Genomic DNA, 13,507 nt, shown 5'->3' on the forward strand with positions numbered 1-13,507 from the left:
GAGAGGCCCCGTCAGAAATCCAGATCGGCGTAGTGCGAAACAGGGGTCAGGCCGCGCACGCGCTCGGTGAGCAGCGGGCGGAACGACGGGCGCGATTTGATGCGCTGGTACCACTCCTTGACGAGCGGCGATTCCGTCCAGTCGATCTCGCCGAGATAGTCGAGAATGGAGACGGAAGACGCGGCCGCCAGATCGGCATAGCTCATCCGGTCGCCCGCCAGCCACTGACGCGAGCCGGAGAGCCAGGTGAGATACTTCATGTGCTGGCGGATATTGGCGCGCGCCGTGCGCAGGATCTTCGAATCCGGTGCGCCACCGCCCTGATCCGCCGTCATCTGCAGCTTGTAGACGCGCTCGCGGGCGAGCGGCCGGGTCACGTCGGTTTCCATCTTGACCATGAACCACTCTGTCAGCCGCCGGATTTCGGCGCGCTGGAAGGGGTCCTCGGCCAAGAGCCGGCGATCGCGCTTCAGCACACCGTGCGTTTCGTCGAGATATTCGGAGATCACGGTGGACCCACAGAGCGCGCGCATGCTGTCGTCGACATAGACGGGCAGGGTGCCGGCCGGGTTGAGCGCCAGGAAATCCCTGCGCTTCTCCCAGGTCTGCTCTTCGATCAGGTCTGCCTGATAGCCATACTCCGTCAGGATCAACCGGACGAAGCGTGATGCGGATGACATGGGGTGATGATAGAGCGTGGGCATCGAGACTCGGATTTTTTGGATGGCTGGGGGTGCACGTCGCATGGACGCGATGATTATAGCGCCCTAGTCATGACTCATTCGTTGAAGCTATAGAAGTTTGGCCCCTCCAACACAAGCGAGTCGGGCCGCCCGAAACCCTGACGAAGGAAATCGACCTCGCCCAAAAATCGCCGACAACCGATCAGAGGTTCTCGTCGCATCCTCGTCTGGTGAAAATTGGTGTCGTTCCCCCAGCGGCACAGCACAATTCCCGTCTGACCGAACCCCGAAACGGAGACAATTGATGGATTACATAAACGCGATAATCCTAGGCATAGTCGAAGGCATTACCGAGTTTCTACCGATTTCAAGCACCGGCCACCTCATCATTGCGGAGCAATGGCTCGGCCACCGGTCTGATCTTTTCAACATCGTCATTCAGGCCGGCGCCATCCTCGCCGTCACCATCATCTATTGGCGCCGTATCATGACGCTTCTGCTCGGCTGGCAGAATCCCGAAAACCGCTCCTATCTCTTCAAGCTCATCCTTGCCTTCCTGATCACCGCAGTCCTCGGCCTGATCGTCAAGAAGCTTGGCTTCGAGCTCCCGAGCACTGCCACCCCGATCGCCTGGGCGCTGATCATCGGCGGTATCTGGATGATGGTTGCCGAATGGCTCGCCGCCCGTCGCCCGCCGCACAAGGAGATCACCTGGCTGGTCGCCATCCTGGTTGGTATCGCGCAGGTCGTCGCCGGCGTGTTTCCGGGCACCTCGCGTTCGGCGTCCACGATCTTCGTCGCCATGCTTGCTGGCACCGGCAACCGCGCGGCCGCCACGGAATTCGCCTTCCTCGTCGGTATCCCGACCATGTATGCGGCAAGCGCCTATGAATTGCTGAAGACGTTCAAGGATGGTGGCGCGGCCAATGAAGACTGGACCGCTCTCGGCATCGCTTTCGTCGTGTCGACGATCGTTGCCTTCGTCGCCGTCAAATGGCTGCTCTCCTATATCCAGAGCAACAAGTTCACGGCCTTCGCGATCTACCGCATCATTCTCGGCGCCATCCTTCTCGGCATGGCATCGGTCGGTATGATCGCCTGATCGGGAAGCAAAGCTCCCCAACCAAAAAAAGAAACCGGCGTCTTGGGGCGCCGGTTTTTCTTTTACCTGAGAGCTGCGGTTTCGCAGGGATCGACGCCGTAGGCTGGCGAGCATTCGCCCTTCACGGCAGCGACCGAACCGGGCGCCACGAAAGAACCAGCCAGAATCACCAGCGCCGCGGAAGCAAAAAGCAGCGCAATTGACCTACCCATCGAAGTAACCTTTCAAGTCGTTTGAGCGCGCCTGTTTGAGGCGCTGAGTCCAAGCACAGACGCGCGGGGTGTGTAGTCAGAGGAATGGGAAATAGCAATAAATGTTCCTGCTAAATTTCCTGTTAATTCCGCTAAACTTTTCATGCGACTTTTATGCAACGCCCGGCGGTGCACAACCCCGCGAAAGCTGATGATTCAGCCTGTTTTTTAACCCCTGCCTCAAAACGCGCAACGCCGCCCGCGGGGTCCGCGAGCGGCGTTGTCGTTAAGAAAATCGGCGTGGATCAGGCGGCCTTGCCGCTGTTCGTATATTGGCCCTGCGGGCGGAACTGCACGAGGTAGCTGTCGATGACGGAGCTTACCATCGTCGGCGCAATGCCGAGGTCCCTCAGCGTCCGTCCTTCGGCTTCCGCTTCCTTGGAAACCACGTTGTCCTTCTTCAGGAGCTTCACCTGATCGGCGGTGATCGGCGGGGCGATCAGCGGGATCATGGAGGCAACGCTGCCGATCAGCGAGGCAACGCCGAAGGGAAGCGAGACAAGCGGGTTCGTGCGCGCCGTCGACTTCAGCACCGCTTCGAGACACTGGCGGAAGGTCAGCACTTCCGGGCCGCCGAGTTCATAGATCTTGCCGCCGGCAACCTTGCCCTCGACAGCCTTGGCCACAGCCTCGGCAACATCCATGACATAGACCGGCTGCAGCTTCGTCTTGCCGCCACCGATCAGCGGCAGAAACGGCGCCGAGCGCGCCATGCCGGCGAACTTGTTGAAGAAGCCGTCTTCCGGACCGAACACGATCGACGGACGGTAGATGATGGCATCGGGCGCGACAGAGTGGATCGCGGCTTCGGCGCGGCCCTTGGTGCGGGCGTAGGACGAATCGGAGTTGGCGTTGGCGCCGATCGCCGAGATGTGAACCAGCTTGGCGCCGACGCCGCGCGCGGCTTCGGCCACGGCCCGACCGCCGAATTCCTGGACGGCCTCAAACGAGTTGCGGCCGCTTTCAAACAGGATGCCGACGCAGTTGACGACGTAGGACGCACCCTCGACGGCGCGGTCGACAGACTGGCGGTAGCGCAGGTTGGCCTGCACGAAGGAGATCTGGCCGACATTGCCGAGCGGCTGCAGGAAACCGGCGAGATCGGGGCGGCGCACGGCAACCCGGATGCGGTAGCCGCGCTTGGCCAGCGCGCGTACGACGTGCCTGCCAACGAAGCCGGAGCCTCCGAACACGGTGACGAGTGGCGGCAGGTTGGCAAGGGTCATGGCAGGTTCCTCGGAAGGCTGATGTGATTGGCGGGTGATCTCGTCTTAGCCCAATCAGGGTGCGACGAAAAGACCTATCGCACCACGCTTGCCACGACTTTGATCTGCCTCAAACGCCTTCGACGACAACCATTTCGGCGTCGGCCACTTCCTGACGGATCTTGGCGGCGATCTGGTATTCCGGCGAGTTGTAGCAATCCACCGCATGCTGCATCGAGGGGAACTCGATGACGACATTGCGCGCCCGCGCCTTGCCCTCGAGCTCGGTCAGTGCACCACCGCGGGCGAGGAAATTGGCGCCGTATTTCTCGAAGGCCGGCTTGGCGGCGGCGACATAATCCTTGTAGCGCTCGGTATCGCGTACATCCACGCGAGCGATCCAGTATCCCTTGGCCATGGTGTCTCCTCCTCGAGAGCGATGATGTGAAACGTAGATAGCGATCAGCGGTTGGCCGGCCAGAGCGCAAGCACCATCTCGTCGAGAATGGCCTTGGCCGCCTGCTCAGGTTCCGGCGCCTTGACGATCGGGCGGCCGACGACGAGATGCGTCGATCCGGCGCGCAGTGCATCATAGGGCGTCATCACCCGCTTCTGGTCGCCGCGGTCGCTGCCGCTCGGGCGAATGCCGGGGGTGACGATCGCCATGTCGGGGCCGACGACTTCGCGAACGACAGCAGATTCCTCGGCCGAGCAGACGATACCGCCCATGCCGGCTTCGCGCGCCTGTTCGGCGCGGCGCAGCACCAGCGAACGCGGATCGCCGCTATAGCCGGCCTCGGTGAGGTCGGCCTCGTCCATCGAGGTCAGCACGGTGACGCCGAGCAGGCAGAGCCCCGAGCCCTTGGCGGCCTCGACAGCGGCGCGCATCGCCTTCGGATAGGCGTGCAGCGTCAGCATCGACATGCCCATCTTCGCGATGTTTTCGACGCCCGAGGCGACCGTGTTGTCGATGTCGAGCAGCTTCATGTCGAGGAAGACTTTCTTGCCGTCGCTGGCAAGGTCGCGGGCGAATTCCAGGCCGCCGGCGAAGACCAGCTGGTAGCCGATCTTGTAGAAGGAGACGGTGTCGCCGAGCGTCGCGACCATCTTCTCGGCTTCACCGAGTGTTGGAACATCCAGTCCGACGATCAACCGTTCGCGCGCGTCCATCTCAAATCCATCCCTGCCAGTCTTCGATAGGCGTCCAGTCGCATGATAGGCGCCGATCCGCAAGACGGAAACAATAGAGATTGCCGCCGCCACCGGGCTGGTCGCGGTCGCGCCCGATCGGCCGGCCCTCAAGGTGACATTTCAAAAGCGTGCCCACGCCGCCATGGCCGACGAATGCGATCGGCAGGCTGCTATCATGCGTGGCGAGAATGCGCTCGACGTTGGATACGATCCGGCGCTGCGCATCGATCGCCCGCTCCCATCCGTTGAAGCTCTGCTGAGGATTGGCGAAGAACCAGTCCGCCGCCTTCTCGAATTCTGAGGGAGGCAGGAAACCGGTCGCCGACCGGTCATTCTCGTGCATATCCTCGACGATCTCGACCGAGACGCCGGAGGGCGCGGCCAGGATCGCGGCGGTCTCGATCGCCTTGGTCTCATCGCTACTGACGATACGTCGCAATTGCGACGCCCAGGGATTATCCGCCGCCAGCCGCGCGCGTGCGGCGCCGACATCCGACAAGCCCCATTTGGGGACAGGGACGGCGGCGTCGATCTTCACTTGCGGGTGGGTGATATAGAGACCGAACACGTCAGCCTCGGCGGTAGATCCAGAGCTGCGCCGGCGGAATGTTGCGGACGATGAAGTCGAAGTGCTGGATATGGTAGCGCTCGGGCCGCGCGATGATCGGCGAAACCGGACCGTAGGAAATCTGCACGAAGGGGCGGCCTGCCGGCAGACGATCGAGCACGCTTTCCAGCATGGCGATGCGCGCCTGCATCGGGAAGTTCAAAAGCGGCACGGCGGAAACGACGCTGTCGAATTTCTGCCCATCCATGTGGGCGAGCGTCTTGTCGAGATTGAAGGCGTCGCCGTTGATGACGTTCACGCCGGGATAGAGCCGCACCAGGTGCTCGTAGAAGTCGGTCGAATATTCGATTGCGACAAGGTTTTCAGGCTTCACGCCACGCTGTAGGATGGCCTTGGTGATGGCGCCGGTGCCGGGCCCGAGTTCGAGAACCGGAAGACCGGAGTTCGGGTTGATGACGCTTGCCATCTTGCGCGCCGTGATCGACGACGTCGGCACGATCGAGCCGACTGTCTTCGGCCCCTGCATCATCCCCTTGAAAAACCGGATTTCCTCGTCGAATTTCTTGCCCAGCCGTTCCTTGAGGCGCAAGCCACCCATGCCGTTCTCCTTCGTGCAGCACATGCTGCATGCTTATGTGCAGGCAATACGGCGCTAAAACAAGGCCAAGCGTCGCAATTGACAAAGTTTGAACGGCAAATGCGACGCGCTACACGCGCATCGGCATCAGCACGTAAAGGGCATCGTCGCCGGCGGTGTCGCGAATGAGCGTCGGAGAACCGGCATCGGCCAGAAGGAAGATCGCCTGATCGCCGGAGAGCTGCGCGGTGATATCGAGCAGGTACTTGGCGTTGAAGCCGATTTCCATGGCATCGGTGTCGTAGCCGACGGCCACTTCTTCCGTCGCGCTGCCCGAATCCGGGTTGTTGACGGTGAGCAGCAGCTGTCCGTCCGAAAGCGCCAGCTTCACGGCGCGGCCACGTTCCGAAGAAATGGTCGAGACGCGGTCGACGGCCTGCGCGAAGCTCGTGCAATCGACGCGCATTTCCTTGTCGTTGCCGGTCGGGATGACGCGCTGGTAGTCGGGGAAGGTGCCGTCGATCAGCTTCGAGGTCATGACGATCGAGCCGATGGAAAGGCGGATCTTGGCGTCGGAGACTTCGACGGTGACCATCGCTTCCGGATTGTCGACCAGCTTCTGCAGCTCGCCGACCGTCTTGCGCGGAATGATGATGCCAGGCATGCCCTCGGAGCCCGAGGGAGCGTTGACGTCGGCGCGCGCCAGGCGGTGACCGTCGGTGGCGACGGCGCGCAGCTTCAGGTCGCCTTCGCTTTCGATCGTGTGGAAGAAGATACCGTTCAGATAGTAGCGGGTCTCTTCCGTCGAGATCGCGAACTGGGTGCGATCGATCAACATCTTCAAATCCGTCGCCTTCAGCTTGAAGGTGTGCGTGAAGGTGCCGGCCGTGAGGTCGGGGAAGTCGGATTCCGGCAGGCACTGCAGCGAGAACTTCGAACGGCCGGACTGAACCGTCATCGAGCCGCCATCCTGGCTGGTGGCGAGCAGCACTTCCGAGCCGTCGGAAAGCTTGCGCACGATGTCGTAGAGAAGATGGGCGGGAACCGTGGTGGCGCCGGGCTGCTCGACGTTGGCGGGCGTCGCTTCCGTCACTTCCAGATCGAGGTCGGTCGCCTTCATGTCGAGGTTCTGGCCATCGGCGCGCAGCAGGATGTTCGACAGGATCGGGATCGTGTTGCGGCGTTCAACCACGCGGTGAACGTGGTTCAGCGACTTCAAAAGGTTGGACCGCTCAATAGTAATACGCATGGGATGCTACCGCTTTCGACCGTTACTGCCCGGGCGCGCTTGAACGCGCCTGAATAATGCCTTTCCCAAAAGCTGGGATCGGAGGATTGGACGCGCAAAATGGCAGAATTTTGCGGACGAATGCAAGAGGCGCAAAGGTCGCTGCCCCAGCAATTGCCATTTTCGCTGCGGATGCTCACAGAAATCACCGTTACCGGCGAAGTCCTGCCCCTTGCCGAAGAGAAAGGTGTCGCCCATAAAGGCCGGAAGCCAGAAAGGGCAGACATATCTTGAGCAATGACGACGCGACGACAGAGGGCGGCAGGCAGCGCAGCTTCCGCCTGCACAACATGGCCGTTCCCGCCCGCCCGCAGGAGCCCGGCCTTTATCTCGTCGCGACGCCGATCGGCAATCTCGGCGACATAACGCTGCGCGCGCTGGAAACGCTGGCCGGCGCCGATGTGCTTGCCTGCGAGGACACCCGCGTCACCCGCGTGCTGCTCGATCGCTACGGCATCCAGAACCGCCCCTACGCCTATCATGAGCACAATGCCGACGAAGCCGGCCCCCGGCTGCTTGCAGCGCTTGAAGCGGGCAAGTCCGTGGCGCTCGTTTCCGATGCCGGCACGCCGCTGGTCTCCGACCCCGGCTACCGCCTCGCGCAATCGGCGATCGAAGCCGGCTATCGGGTGATCCCGATCCCAGGCGCCTCGGCGCCGCTGGCGGCCCTTGTCGGTTCCGGCCTTCCGAACGATGCTTTCCTGTTCGCCGGTTTCCTGCCGACCAAGGACAAGGCCCGCCGCGACTGCCTGTCCGAATTCGCCGCCACGCCGGCAACGCTGATGTTCTTCGAATCCCCGCACCGCATCGGAGCCACGCTCATTGCCGCCGCCGACGTTCTCGGCGGCGATCGCCCGGCTTCCGTCTGCCGCGAGCTCACCAAGAGCTACGAGGAGTTCCGCCGGGGCACGCTCGCCGAACTCGCCGCTCATTATGCTGATGTCGACAATGTCAAAGGCGAGATCGTCCTGGTGATCGGTCCGGCGCCGGAGCGCGCCATCGAGGAGACGGATATCGACGCCATCCTCGCCGATCTCTCGCAAACGCTTCCGACCGCCAAGGCGGCCGCCGAGGCCGCCCGCATCACCGGTCTCCCCCGCAAGGAGCTCTACCAGCGCCTTCTCGACCGAAAGGCGGGCGATGCCAGGTAACGACGCCACGGACCCGCATCAAAAGGGTCTTCGCCGCAAGGCACTGCGTCGGGGCCATGTCTCCGAATACATCGCCGCTTTCTATCTCATTCTCAAGGGCTACCGCATCGTCGCGCTGCGCTATCGCACGCGGCTTGGCGAGATCGACATCATTGCCCGCAAGGGCGATCTGGCCGTCTTCGTCGAGGTGAAGGCGCGTCGGGACGAGGGCGCGGCGGTCGATGCGGTCTCGCATCTCGCGCAAACCCGCATCCGTGGCGCCAGCGATCTCTGGCTCGCCCGCCAGCGCGACCAGGCCCGCCTGTCTCAACGCTACGACATCGTCGCGATCTTGCCCGGGCGATGGCCCGTCCATTTGCGCGATGCGTTCTGATTGCTTTCGTTAGTCGGTTAACATTTTCGGAATTTGTAATCGGCCTGTCATGAAAGCGTTAAGGAGGTGTCACAATAGGCCTCTATTGCGTCCTCACGCCAACAACGGTGGAGAGGGTTTTTCATGTTTAAGTCGATTTCATTGGCCGCTGCTGCGGTTGCTTTGTCCGCTTCCGCGTCCTTCGCTGCAACCGAAGTGACCTGGTGGCACGCCATGGGTGGCGAGCTTGGCAAGAAGCTCGAGGAAGTTGCCCAGAAGTTCAACGACAGCCAGAGCGAATACAAGATCGTTCCTGTTTACAAGGGCACCTATCCCGAGACGCTGACGGCCGCCATCGCCGCTTTCCGCGCCGGCCAGCAGCCCGCCATCGTTCAGGTTTTCGAAGTCGGTACCGGCACGATGATGGCCGCCAAGGGCGCCGTCTACCCGGTTTACCAGCTGATGAAGGACGAGGGTGAGCCTTGGGATCCGTCGAAGTTCCTGGCGCCTGTCGTCGGCTACTATTCCGACGCTGAGGGCAACATCCTGTCGATGCCGTTCAACTCGTCCACCCCGATCCTCTACTACAACAAGGACGTCTTCAAGAAGGCCGGCCTCGATCCTGAAGTCGCCCCGAAGACCTGGGCCGAGCTTGCCGAAATGGGCAAGAAGATCGTCTCCTCCGGCGCTGCCAAGTGCGGCTTCACCATGTCCTATGGCGCGACCTGGGTTGGCCTGGAAAACTACTCCGCCATCCAGAACCTGCCTTACGGCACCCAGCAGAACGGCTTCGGCGGCATGAACGCCGAGTTCACCTTCAACGGTCCGAACCAGGCCAAGTTCTGGGATCACCTGAAGACCTGGCAGGATGAAGGCGTCTACAAGTACGGTGGCCCGAGCGCCGGTGCCGACGCTGCTCCGCTCTTCTATTCGCAGCAGTGCGCAGCCTACATGAACTCGTCCGCTTCGCGCGCCGGCGTCATCAACAACGCCAAGGACTTCAAGGTCGGCTTCGCGCCGATGCCTTACGACGACACGGTCACGCAGGATCCGAAGAACTCGATCATCGGCGGCGCAACGCTGTGGGTTCTGAACGGTCAGAAGGACAAGGCTGTCTACAAGGGCGCCGCCAAGTTCTTCACCTACTTGTCGCAGCCTGAAGTCCAGGCCGATTGGCACCAGTTCACCGGCTACCTGCCGATCACCAACGCTGCTTACGAGCTTGGTCAGAAGCAGGGCTACTACGAAAAGAACGCCGGTTCTGACATCGCCATCAAGCAGATCATGCGCGGCACGCCTTCCGAAAACTCCAAGGGTGTTCGCTTCGGCAACCTGACGCAGATTCGCGACGTCATCGACCAGCAGTTCGAAGCCGTTCTCAACGGCAAGAAGACCGGTCAGGAAGCGCTCGACGAAGCCGCAAAGCAGGGCAATGCCAAGCTGCGCGAATTCGAAGCTGCGAATTCCAACTAAGGGTCGCTCCCTCCGTCAGCCCTCTCCGGCCCGTCCGGGGAGGGCATTTTCCTTGAGGGGTCATGCATGCAAACCAAACGCACCGTCTTCCAAAGCCGTCTCCTGCCTTATCTCCTGATCGCACCGCAGCTGCTCATCACGATCGTCTTCTTCGTGTGGCCGGCGGTTCAGGCCGGATGGCAGTCCTTCCTGCGCCAGGATCCCTTCGGTCTGAAGGACACCTTCGTCGGTTTGGCGAACTACACGCGCTTGCTGCAAGATCCGGATTATCTGAATTCGCTGACCGTCACCTTCGTCTTCTCGATCGGTGTCACCGTGCTGTCGATGGGGCTGTCGCTGCTCTTCGCGATCTGCGTCAACCGCGTGATCCGCTCGCAGCGCTTCTATACGACGCTTCTGGTCTGGCCCTATGCCGTGGCGCCGGCCGCATCCGGCCTGCTCTGGTGGTTCATGTTCAACCCCAGCGTCGGCATCATTCCCTATGTGCTGGAACTTTTCGGCTACAGCTGGAACCACCGCCTGAATCCGAACAACGCGATGATCCTGATCATCATCGCAGCCGCCTGGAAGCAGATCTCCTACAATTTCCTGTTCTTCGTCGCCGGCCTGCAGTCGGTCCCGCATTCGCTGACCGAGGCTGCCGCGATCGATGGCGCCGGTCCCATCAAACGCTTCTGGACCGTGGTCTTTCCGCTGCTGTCGCCGACCACCTTCTTCCTGGCTGTCATCAACATCACCTATGCAATGTTCGACACCTTCCCGATCATCGACGCGGCCACCTCGGGCGGTCCGTCGCAATCGACCAACATCCTTGTCTACAAAGTCTATGCCGATGGTTTCGTCGGTCTCAATCTCGGCCCGTCGGCCGCGCAGTCGGTCGTGCTGATGCTGATCGTGGTCGTCCTGACCGTCGTCCAGTTCCGCTGGATCGAGCGCAAAGTGCAGTATTGAAGCGAGAGCCAGCCATGGTCGAGAACCGCCCCTTCCTCAATTTCCTCACCCACTTCGTGCTGATCATCGGCATCGGCATGGTGGTGTTCCCCGTCTATCTCGCCTTCATCGCCTCGACGCGCGGTCCCTCGGACTTCTTGACCGGCGTCGTGCCGATGACGCCGGGCCACCAGATGCTCGAGAACTACGGCGTGCTGCTCGGCACCGGCGCATCCAACGCCGGCGCACCGCCATTCCTGTTGATGCTCGGCAACAGCCTGGCCATGGCTATCCTGGTGGCGATCGGCAAGATCGCGATTTCGATCATCTCGGCCTTCGCCATCGTCTATTTCCGCTTTCCCTTCCGCACGGTCGCATTCTGGATCATCTTCATGACGCTGATGCTCCCCATCGAGGTGCGCATCCTGCCGACCTACAAGGTCGTCGCCGATCTCGGCATGTTGAACTCCTATTCCGGCCTCGTCATTCCCGTCATCGCGTCGGCCACCGCCACCTTCCTGTTCCGGCAGTTCTTCCTGACGGTTCCTGAAGAGATGATGGAAGCGGCGCGTGTCGATGGCGCCGGCCCGATGAAGTTCTTCTGGGATATCCTGCTGCCGCTGTCGCGCACCAATATCGCGGCACTTTTCATCATCATGTTCATCTACGGCTGGAACCAGTATCTCTGGCCGATGCTGATCACCACCGAACCCGGCTACTACACCGTCGTCATGGGCATCAAGCGCCTGGCCGCGGTGCTGGATGGCGACACCCAATGGAACCTTGTGATGGCAGGCGTCATCCTCGCGGCCCTGCCGCCGGTTCTGGTCATCATTTTCATGCAGCGCCTTTTCGTCAAAGGCCTGGTTGAGACGGAGAAGTAACAATGGCCTCCATCGACGTCGATAATGTCGGCAAGATCTACCACGGCGGCGTTCGCGCCGTTTCCGGCATCGAACTCAAGATTGCCGATGGCGAGTTCATCGTGCTCGTCGGTCCCTCCGGCTGCGGCAAGTCCACTCTGCTGCGCATGATCGCCGGCCTTGAGACCATCTCCGAAGGCGAGGTGAAGATCGGCGCGCGCGTCGTCAATAATGTCGAGCCCGCCGATCGCGACATCGCCATGGTCTTCCAGAACTACGCGCTCTATCCGCATATGAGCGTGCGCCAGAATCTGGAATACGGCCTGAAGAACCGCAAGACGCCGAAGGCCGAGATCGATGCGCGCGTGGCCGAGGCCGCCCGCATGCTGGAGATCAACCAGTATCTCGAGCGCAAGCCGAAGGCGCTCTCCGGCGGCCAGCGCCAGCGCGTCGCCATGGGCCGCGCCATCGTCCGCAAGCCGGCCGTCTTCCTCTTCGACGAGCCGCTGTCCAACCTGGATGCCAAGCTGCGTGTTTCCATGCGCGGCGAGATCAAGCGCCTGCAGCGCCGCCTCGGCACCACCTCAATCTACGTCACCCACGACCAGCTGGAAGCGATGACGCTGGCCGACCGCCTCGTCGTTCTGAACGGCGGCAAGATCGAGCAGGTCGGTTCGCCGCTCGACGTCTACCACCGCCCGGCCTCCACTTTCGTCGCCTCCTTCATCGGCTCGCCGGCCATGAACCTCCTGAAGGGCGAGCTGCACGGCGACAAGCTGGCGCTCGGGCCCAGCCTGATCGACCTTTCCGGCTGCGCTCCGACCTCGGGCGCCGTCACCGTCGGCATCCGCGCCGAGGACTTGTGCCTTGCCGCTCCCGACCAGCACGCCATGCCAGTCAGTGTCGAATATGTCGAGGAACTCGGCGCCCAGCGGCTGGTCCACGGCCTGCTCGGCGATCAGCCGATTACCGCGGTGCTGGCGCCCGATATCGACATTCCCGCCGAACTGCGCCTCACCATCGCGCCCGAAAAGCTGCACTTCTTCGCGGCCGACACAGGCAAGCGCATTGCCGCCGCCGACACTGATGGTGCATCCACGCGCGCCATGGCTGCCCAGCCCGCTTGAAGCTAGCGCCCGCGTTAGGCGGGCGTTGCAATATCGCGGCACTCGTTACAACTTTAGCGAATGTCTGAACGGCTCCGTCAGGACTCCCTGATATCTCCCACTCTAGGGGATAGTGTACTCAGGGGGTTCTGGTGGCATCACTGCATCTTATGTTCGCGAGCGCGATGGCCTTGGCCGCCCGCTCCATGCCCGATATCGTGGCATTTCCGCGCGGCAAGTCCTTCGTCGCGCATTCCAGCGATCTCATCGCCATGAAATCGACGCCGATCAATCCCGACTGGATTGTCGCCGGCGATCCGCAGGCGCGCACCGGAGAGCACTCGCGCGGCCACGACGACGCCGCGCTGACGGCGATCTGGGACTGCACGGCCGGCGAGTTCCGCTGGTTCTTCGGCTGGGACGAAACGGTGATGATCCTCGAGGGCGAGGTTCACATCACCGCCGACGACGGCACCGAGCGCGTGCTTCGCGCTGGCGACGTCGCCTTCTTCGCCGGCGGCACCTGGGCCAACTGGCGCGTCGACAATTACGTCCGCAAGGTCGCCTTCCTGCGCAAGCCCTTCCCAAAGCCGGTGGCGCTCGCCTATCGCCTGCGCAACCTGCTGCGCGGCAACGGCCAGCAGGGCATTGCGGCCTGAAACACGGCTTGAATTGAAACCTGAAGGGAACGCCGGCCAATTGCGCCGGCGCACCGCACAAAAGCCGTCCATTGACCGTTGCGTTCGCGCCCTCTGCGGCCTACATCT

Annotated in this window: 17 protein-coding genes; 9 read left to right on the plus strand and 8 right to left on the minus strand. The window is 62.1% G+C overall.

All coding sequences use genetic code 11. The features are described 5' to 3' along the window. Positions 1-11 precede the first annotated feature (11 nt). Positions 12-704 (minus strand): glutathione S-transferase family protein, encoded by a 693-nt coding sequence (locus ACCD05_RS22130; protein WP_047506891.1) that lies wholly within the window; start codon positions 702-704, stop codon positions 12-14. A 283-nt stretch (positions 705-987) separates the two neighbouring features. Here ACCD05_RS22130 and ACCD05_RS22135 point away from each other — a divergent pair, with 283 nt between their 5' ends. Next, a complete protein-coding gene (locus ACCD05_RS22135; RefSeq protein WP_413395378.1) occupies positions 988-1,785 on the plus strand; it encodes an undecaprenyl-diphosphate phosphatase in 798 nt (265 codons plus the stop codon). Between the two features lie 62 nt (positions 1,786-1,847). Here the strand turns inward: ACCD05_RS22135 and ACCD05_RS22140 are convergent, their stop codons facing one another. The 7 genes from ACCD05_RS22140 to dnaN form a co-directional block, all read right to left on the minus strand. Continuing rightward, entirely contained in the window at positions 1,848-1,997 is a 150-nt protein-coding gene (locus tag ACCD05_RS22140; RefSeq protein WP_018899325.1) for a hypothetical protein, read from the minus strand. A gap of 284 nt (positions 1,998-2,281) precedes the next feature. Further along, positions 2,282-3,262 carry a complex I NDUFA9 subunit family protein gene (locus ACCD05_RS22145; RefSeq protein WP_413395380.1) on the minus strand — a complete coding sequence of 327 codons (981 nt, stop codon included), beginning with the start codon at positions 3,260-3,262 and terminating at the stop codon, positions 2,282-2,284. Between the two features lie 109 nt (positions 3,263-3,371). After that, positions 3,372-3,659, minus strand: a complete 288-nt coding sequence (locus ACCD05_RS22150; RefSeq protein WP_112820396.1) for a DUF1330 domain-containing protein — start codon at positions 3,657-3,659, stop codon at positions 3,372-3,374. Between the two features lie 44 nt (positions 3,660-3,703). Then, positions 3,704-4,411, minus strand: a complete 708-nt coding sequence (gene pyrF, locus ACCD05_RS22155; protein WP_413395383.1) for an orotidine-5'-phosphate decarboxylase — start codon at positions 4,409-4,411, stop codon at positions 3,704-3,706. 1 nt (position 4,412) lies between these two features. Then, positions 4,413-5,000 (minus strand): histidine phosphatase family protein, encoded by a 588-nt coding sequence (locus ACCD05_RS22160; RefSeq protein ID WP_413395385.1) that lies wholly within the window; start codon positions 4,998-5,000, stop codon positions 4,413-4,415. A 1-nt stretch (position 5,001) separates the two neighbouring features. Further along, positions 5,002-5,598, minus strand: coding sequence for a phospholipid N-methyltransferase PmtA (pmtA, locus tag ACCD05_RS22165; protein ID WP_018899329.1), 597 nt, complete (start codon positions 5,596-5,598; stop codon positions 5,002-5,004). A 109-nt stretch (positions 5,599-5,707) separates the two neighbouring features. Next, positions 5,708-6,826 (minus strand): DNA polymerase III subunit beta, encoded by a 1,119-nt coding sequence (dnaN, locus tag ACCD05_RS22170; RefSeq protein WP_026283155.1) that lies wholly within the window; start codon positions 6,824-6,826, stop codon positions 5,708-5,710. A 99-nt stretch (positions 6,827-6,925) separates the two neighbouring features. Between dnaN and ACCD05_RS22175 the strand changes: the two genes are divergently transcribed. The 8 genes from ACCD05_RS22175 to ACCD05_RS22210 all read left to right on the plus strand — a co-directional run bounded on the left by ACCD05_RS22175 (position 6,926) and on the right by ACCD05_RS22210 (position 13,399). Continuing rightward, entirely contained in the window at positions 6,926-7,099 is a 174-nt protein-coding gene (locus tag ACCD05_RS22175) for a hypothetical protein (protein ID WP_162718243.1), read from the plus strand. A gap of 56 nt (positions 7,100-7,155) precedes the next feature. Next, positions 7,156-8,016, plus strand: coding sequence for a 16S rRNA (cytidine(1402)-2'-O)-methyltransferase (gene rsmI, locus ACCD05_RS22180; RefSeq protein ID WP_413395418.1), 861 nt, complete (start codon positions 7,156-7,158; stop codon positions 8,014-8,016). Further along, on the plus strand, positions 8,006-8,389 hold the full coding sequence (locus ACCD05_RS22185; protein ID WP_413395388.1) for a YraN family protein: 384 nt from the start codon (positions 8,006-8,008) through the stop codon (positions 8,387-8,389). Before rsmI ends, ACCD05_RS22185 begins: the two co-directional genes overlap by 11 nt. A gap of 123 nt (positions 8,390-8,512) precedes the next feature. Next, positions 8,513-9,841: a sn-glycerol-3-phosphate ABC transporter substrate-binding protein UgpB gene (gene ugpB, locus ACCD05_RS22190; protein WP_112981618.1), complete on the plus strand. Its 1,329-nt coding sequence runs from the start codon at positions 8,513-8,515 to the stop codon at positions 9,839-9,841. Between the two features lie 66 nt (positions 9,842-9,907). Then, a complete protein-coding gene (gene ugpA, locus ACCD05_RS22195) occupies positions 9,908-10,792 on the plus strand; it encodes a sn-glycerol-3-phosphate ABC transporter permease UgpA (protein WP_413395390.1) in 885 nt (294 codons plus the stop codon). A gap of 14 nt (positions 10,793-10,806) precedes the next feature. Next, positions 10,807-11,655, plus strand: a complete 849-nt coding sequence (gene ugpE, locus ACCD05_RS22200) for a sn-glycerol-3-phosphate ABC transporter permease UgpE (protein WP_018899335.1) — start codon at positions 10,807-10,809, stop codon at positions 11,653-11,655. Positions 11,656-11,657: 2 nt separating this feature from the next. After that, on the plus strand, positions 11,658-12,761 hold the full coding sequence (locus ACCD05_RS22205) for a sn-glycerol-3-phosphate import ATP-binding protein UgpC (RefSeq protein ID WP_413395392.1): 1,104 nt from the start codon (positions 11,658-11,660) through the stop codon (positions 12,759-12,761). 149 nt (positions 12,762-12,910) lie between these two features. Further along, positions 12,911-13,399 (plus strand): cupin domain-containing protein, encoded by a 489-nt coding sequence (locus ACCD05_RS22210; RefSeq protein ID WP_413395419.1) that lies wholly within the window; start codon positions 12,911-12,913, stop codon positions 13,397-13,399. Positions 13,400-13,507: the final 108 nt, after the last annotated feature.

This window comes from Rhizobium sp. Rhizsp42 (assembly GCF_047304155.1).
Classification (GTDB): Bacteria; Pseudomonadota; Alphaproteobacteria; order Rhizobiales; family Rhizobiaceae; genus Rhizobium.

Bases quoted from the DNA above. Each gene is read 5' to 3' on its own strand.
- ACCD05_RS22185 (WP_413395388.1), top strand. From the start codon at position 8,006: ATGCCAGGTAACGACGCCACGGACCCGCATCAAAAGGGTCTTCGCCGC.
- rsmI (WP_413395418.1), top strand. From the start codon at position 7,156: ATGGCCGTTCCCGCCCGCCCGCAGGAGCCCGGCCTTTATCTCGTCGCG.
- ACCD05_RS22135 (WP_413395378.1), top strand. From the start codon at position 988: ATGGATTACATAAACGCGATAATCCTAGGCATAGTCGAAGGCATTACC.
- pyrF (WP_413395383.1), bottom strand. From the start codon at position 4,411: ATGGACGCGCGCGAACGGTTGATCGTCGGACTGGATGTTCCAACACTC.
- pmtA (WP_018899329.1), bottom strand. From the start codon at position 5,598: ATGGGTGGCTTGCGCCTCAAGGAACGGCTGGGCAAGAAATTCGACGAG.
- ACCD05_RS22210 (WP_413395419.1), top strand. From the start codon at position 12,911: ATGTTCGCGAGCGCGATGGCCTTGGCCGCCCGCTCCATGCCCGATATC.
- ACCD05_RS22175 (WP_162718243.1), top strand. From the start codon at position 6,926: ATGGCAGAATTTTGCGGACGAATGCAAGAGGCGCAAAGGTCGCTGCCC.
- ACCD05_RS22145 (WP_413395380.1), bottom strand. From the start codon at position 3,262: ATGACCCTTGCCAACCTGCCGCCACTCGTCACCGTGTTCGGAGGCTCC.
- ACCD05_RS22150 (WP_112820396.1), bottom strand. From the start codon at position 3,659: ATGGCCAAGGGATACTGGATCGCTCGCGTGGATGTACGCGATACCGAG.
- ugpB (WP_112981618.1), top strand. From the start codon at position 8,513: ATGTTTAAGTCGATTTCATTGGCCGCTGCTGCGGTTGCTTTGTCCGCT.
- ACCD05_RS22130 (WP_047506891.1), bottom strand. From the start codon at position 704: ATGCCCACGCTCTATCATCACCCCATGTCATCCGCATCACGCTTCGTC.
- ugpA (WP_413395390.1), top strand. From the start codon at position 9,908: ATGCAAACCAAACGCACCGTCTTCCAAAGCCGTCTCCTGCCTTATCTC.
- ugpE (WP_018899335.1), top strand. From the start codon at position 10,807: ATGGTCGAGAACCGCCCCTTCCTCAATTTCCTCACCCACTTCGTGCTG.
- ACCD05_RS22140 (WP_018899325.1), bottom strand. From the start codon at position 1,997: ATGGGTAGGTCAATTGCGCTGCTTTTTGCTTCCGCGGCGCTGGTGATT.
- dnaN (WP_026283155.1), bottom strand. From the start codon at position 6,826: ATGCGTATTACTATTGAGCGGTCCAACCTTTTGAAGTCGCTGAACCAC.
- ACCD05_RS22205 (WP_413395392.1), top strand. From the start codon at position 11,658: ATGGCCTCCATCGACGTCGATAATGTCGGCAAGATCTACCACGGCGGC.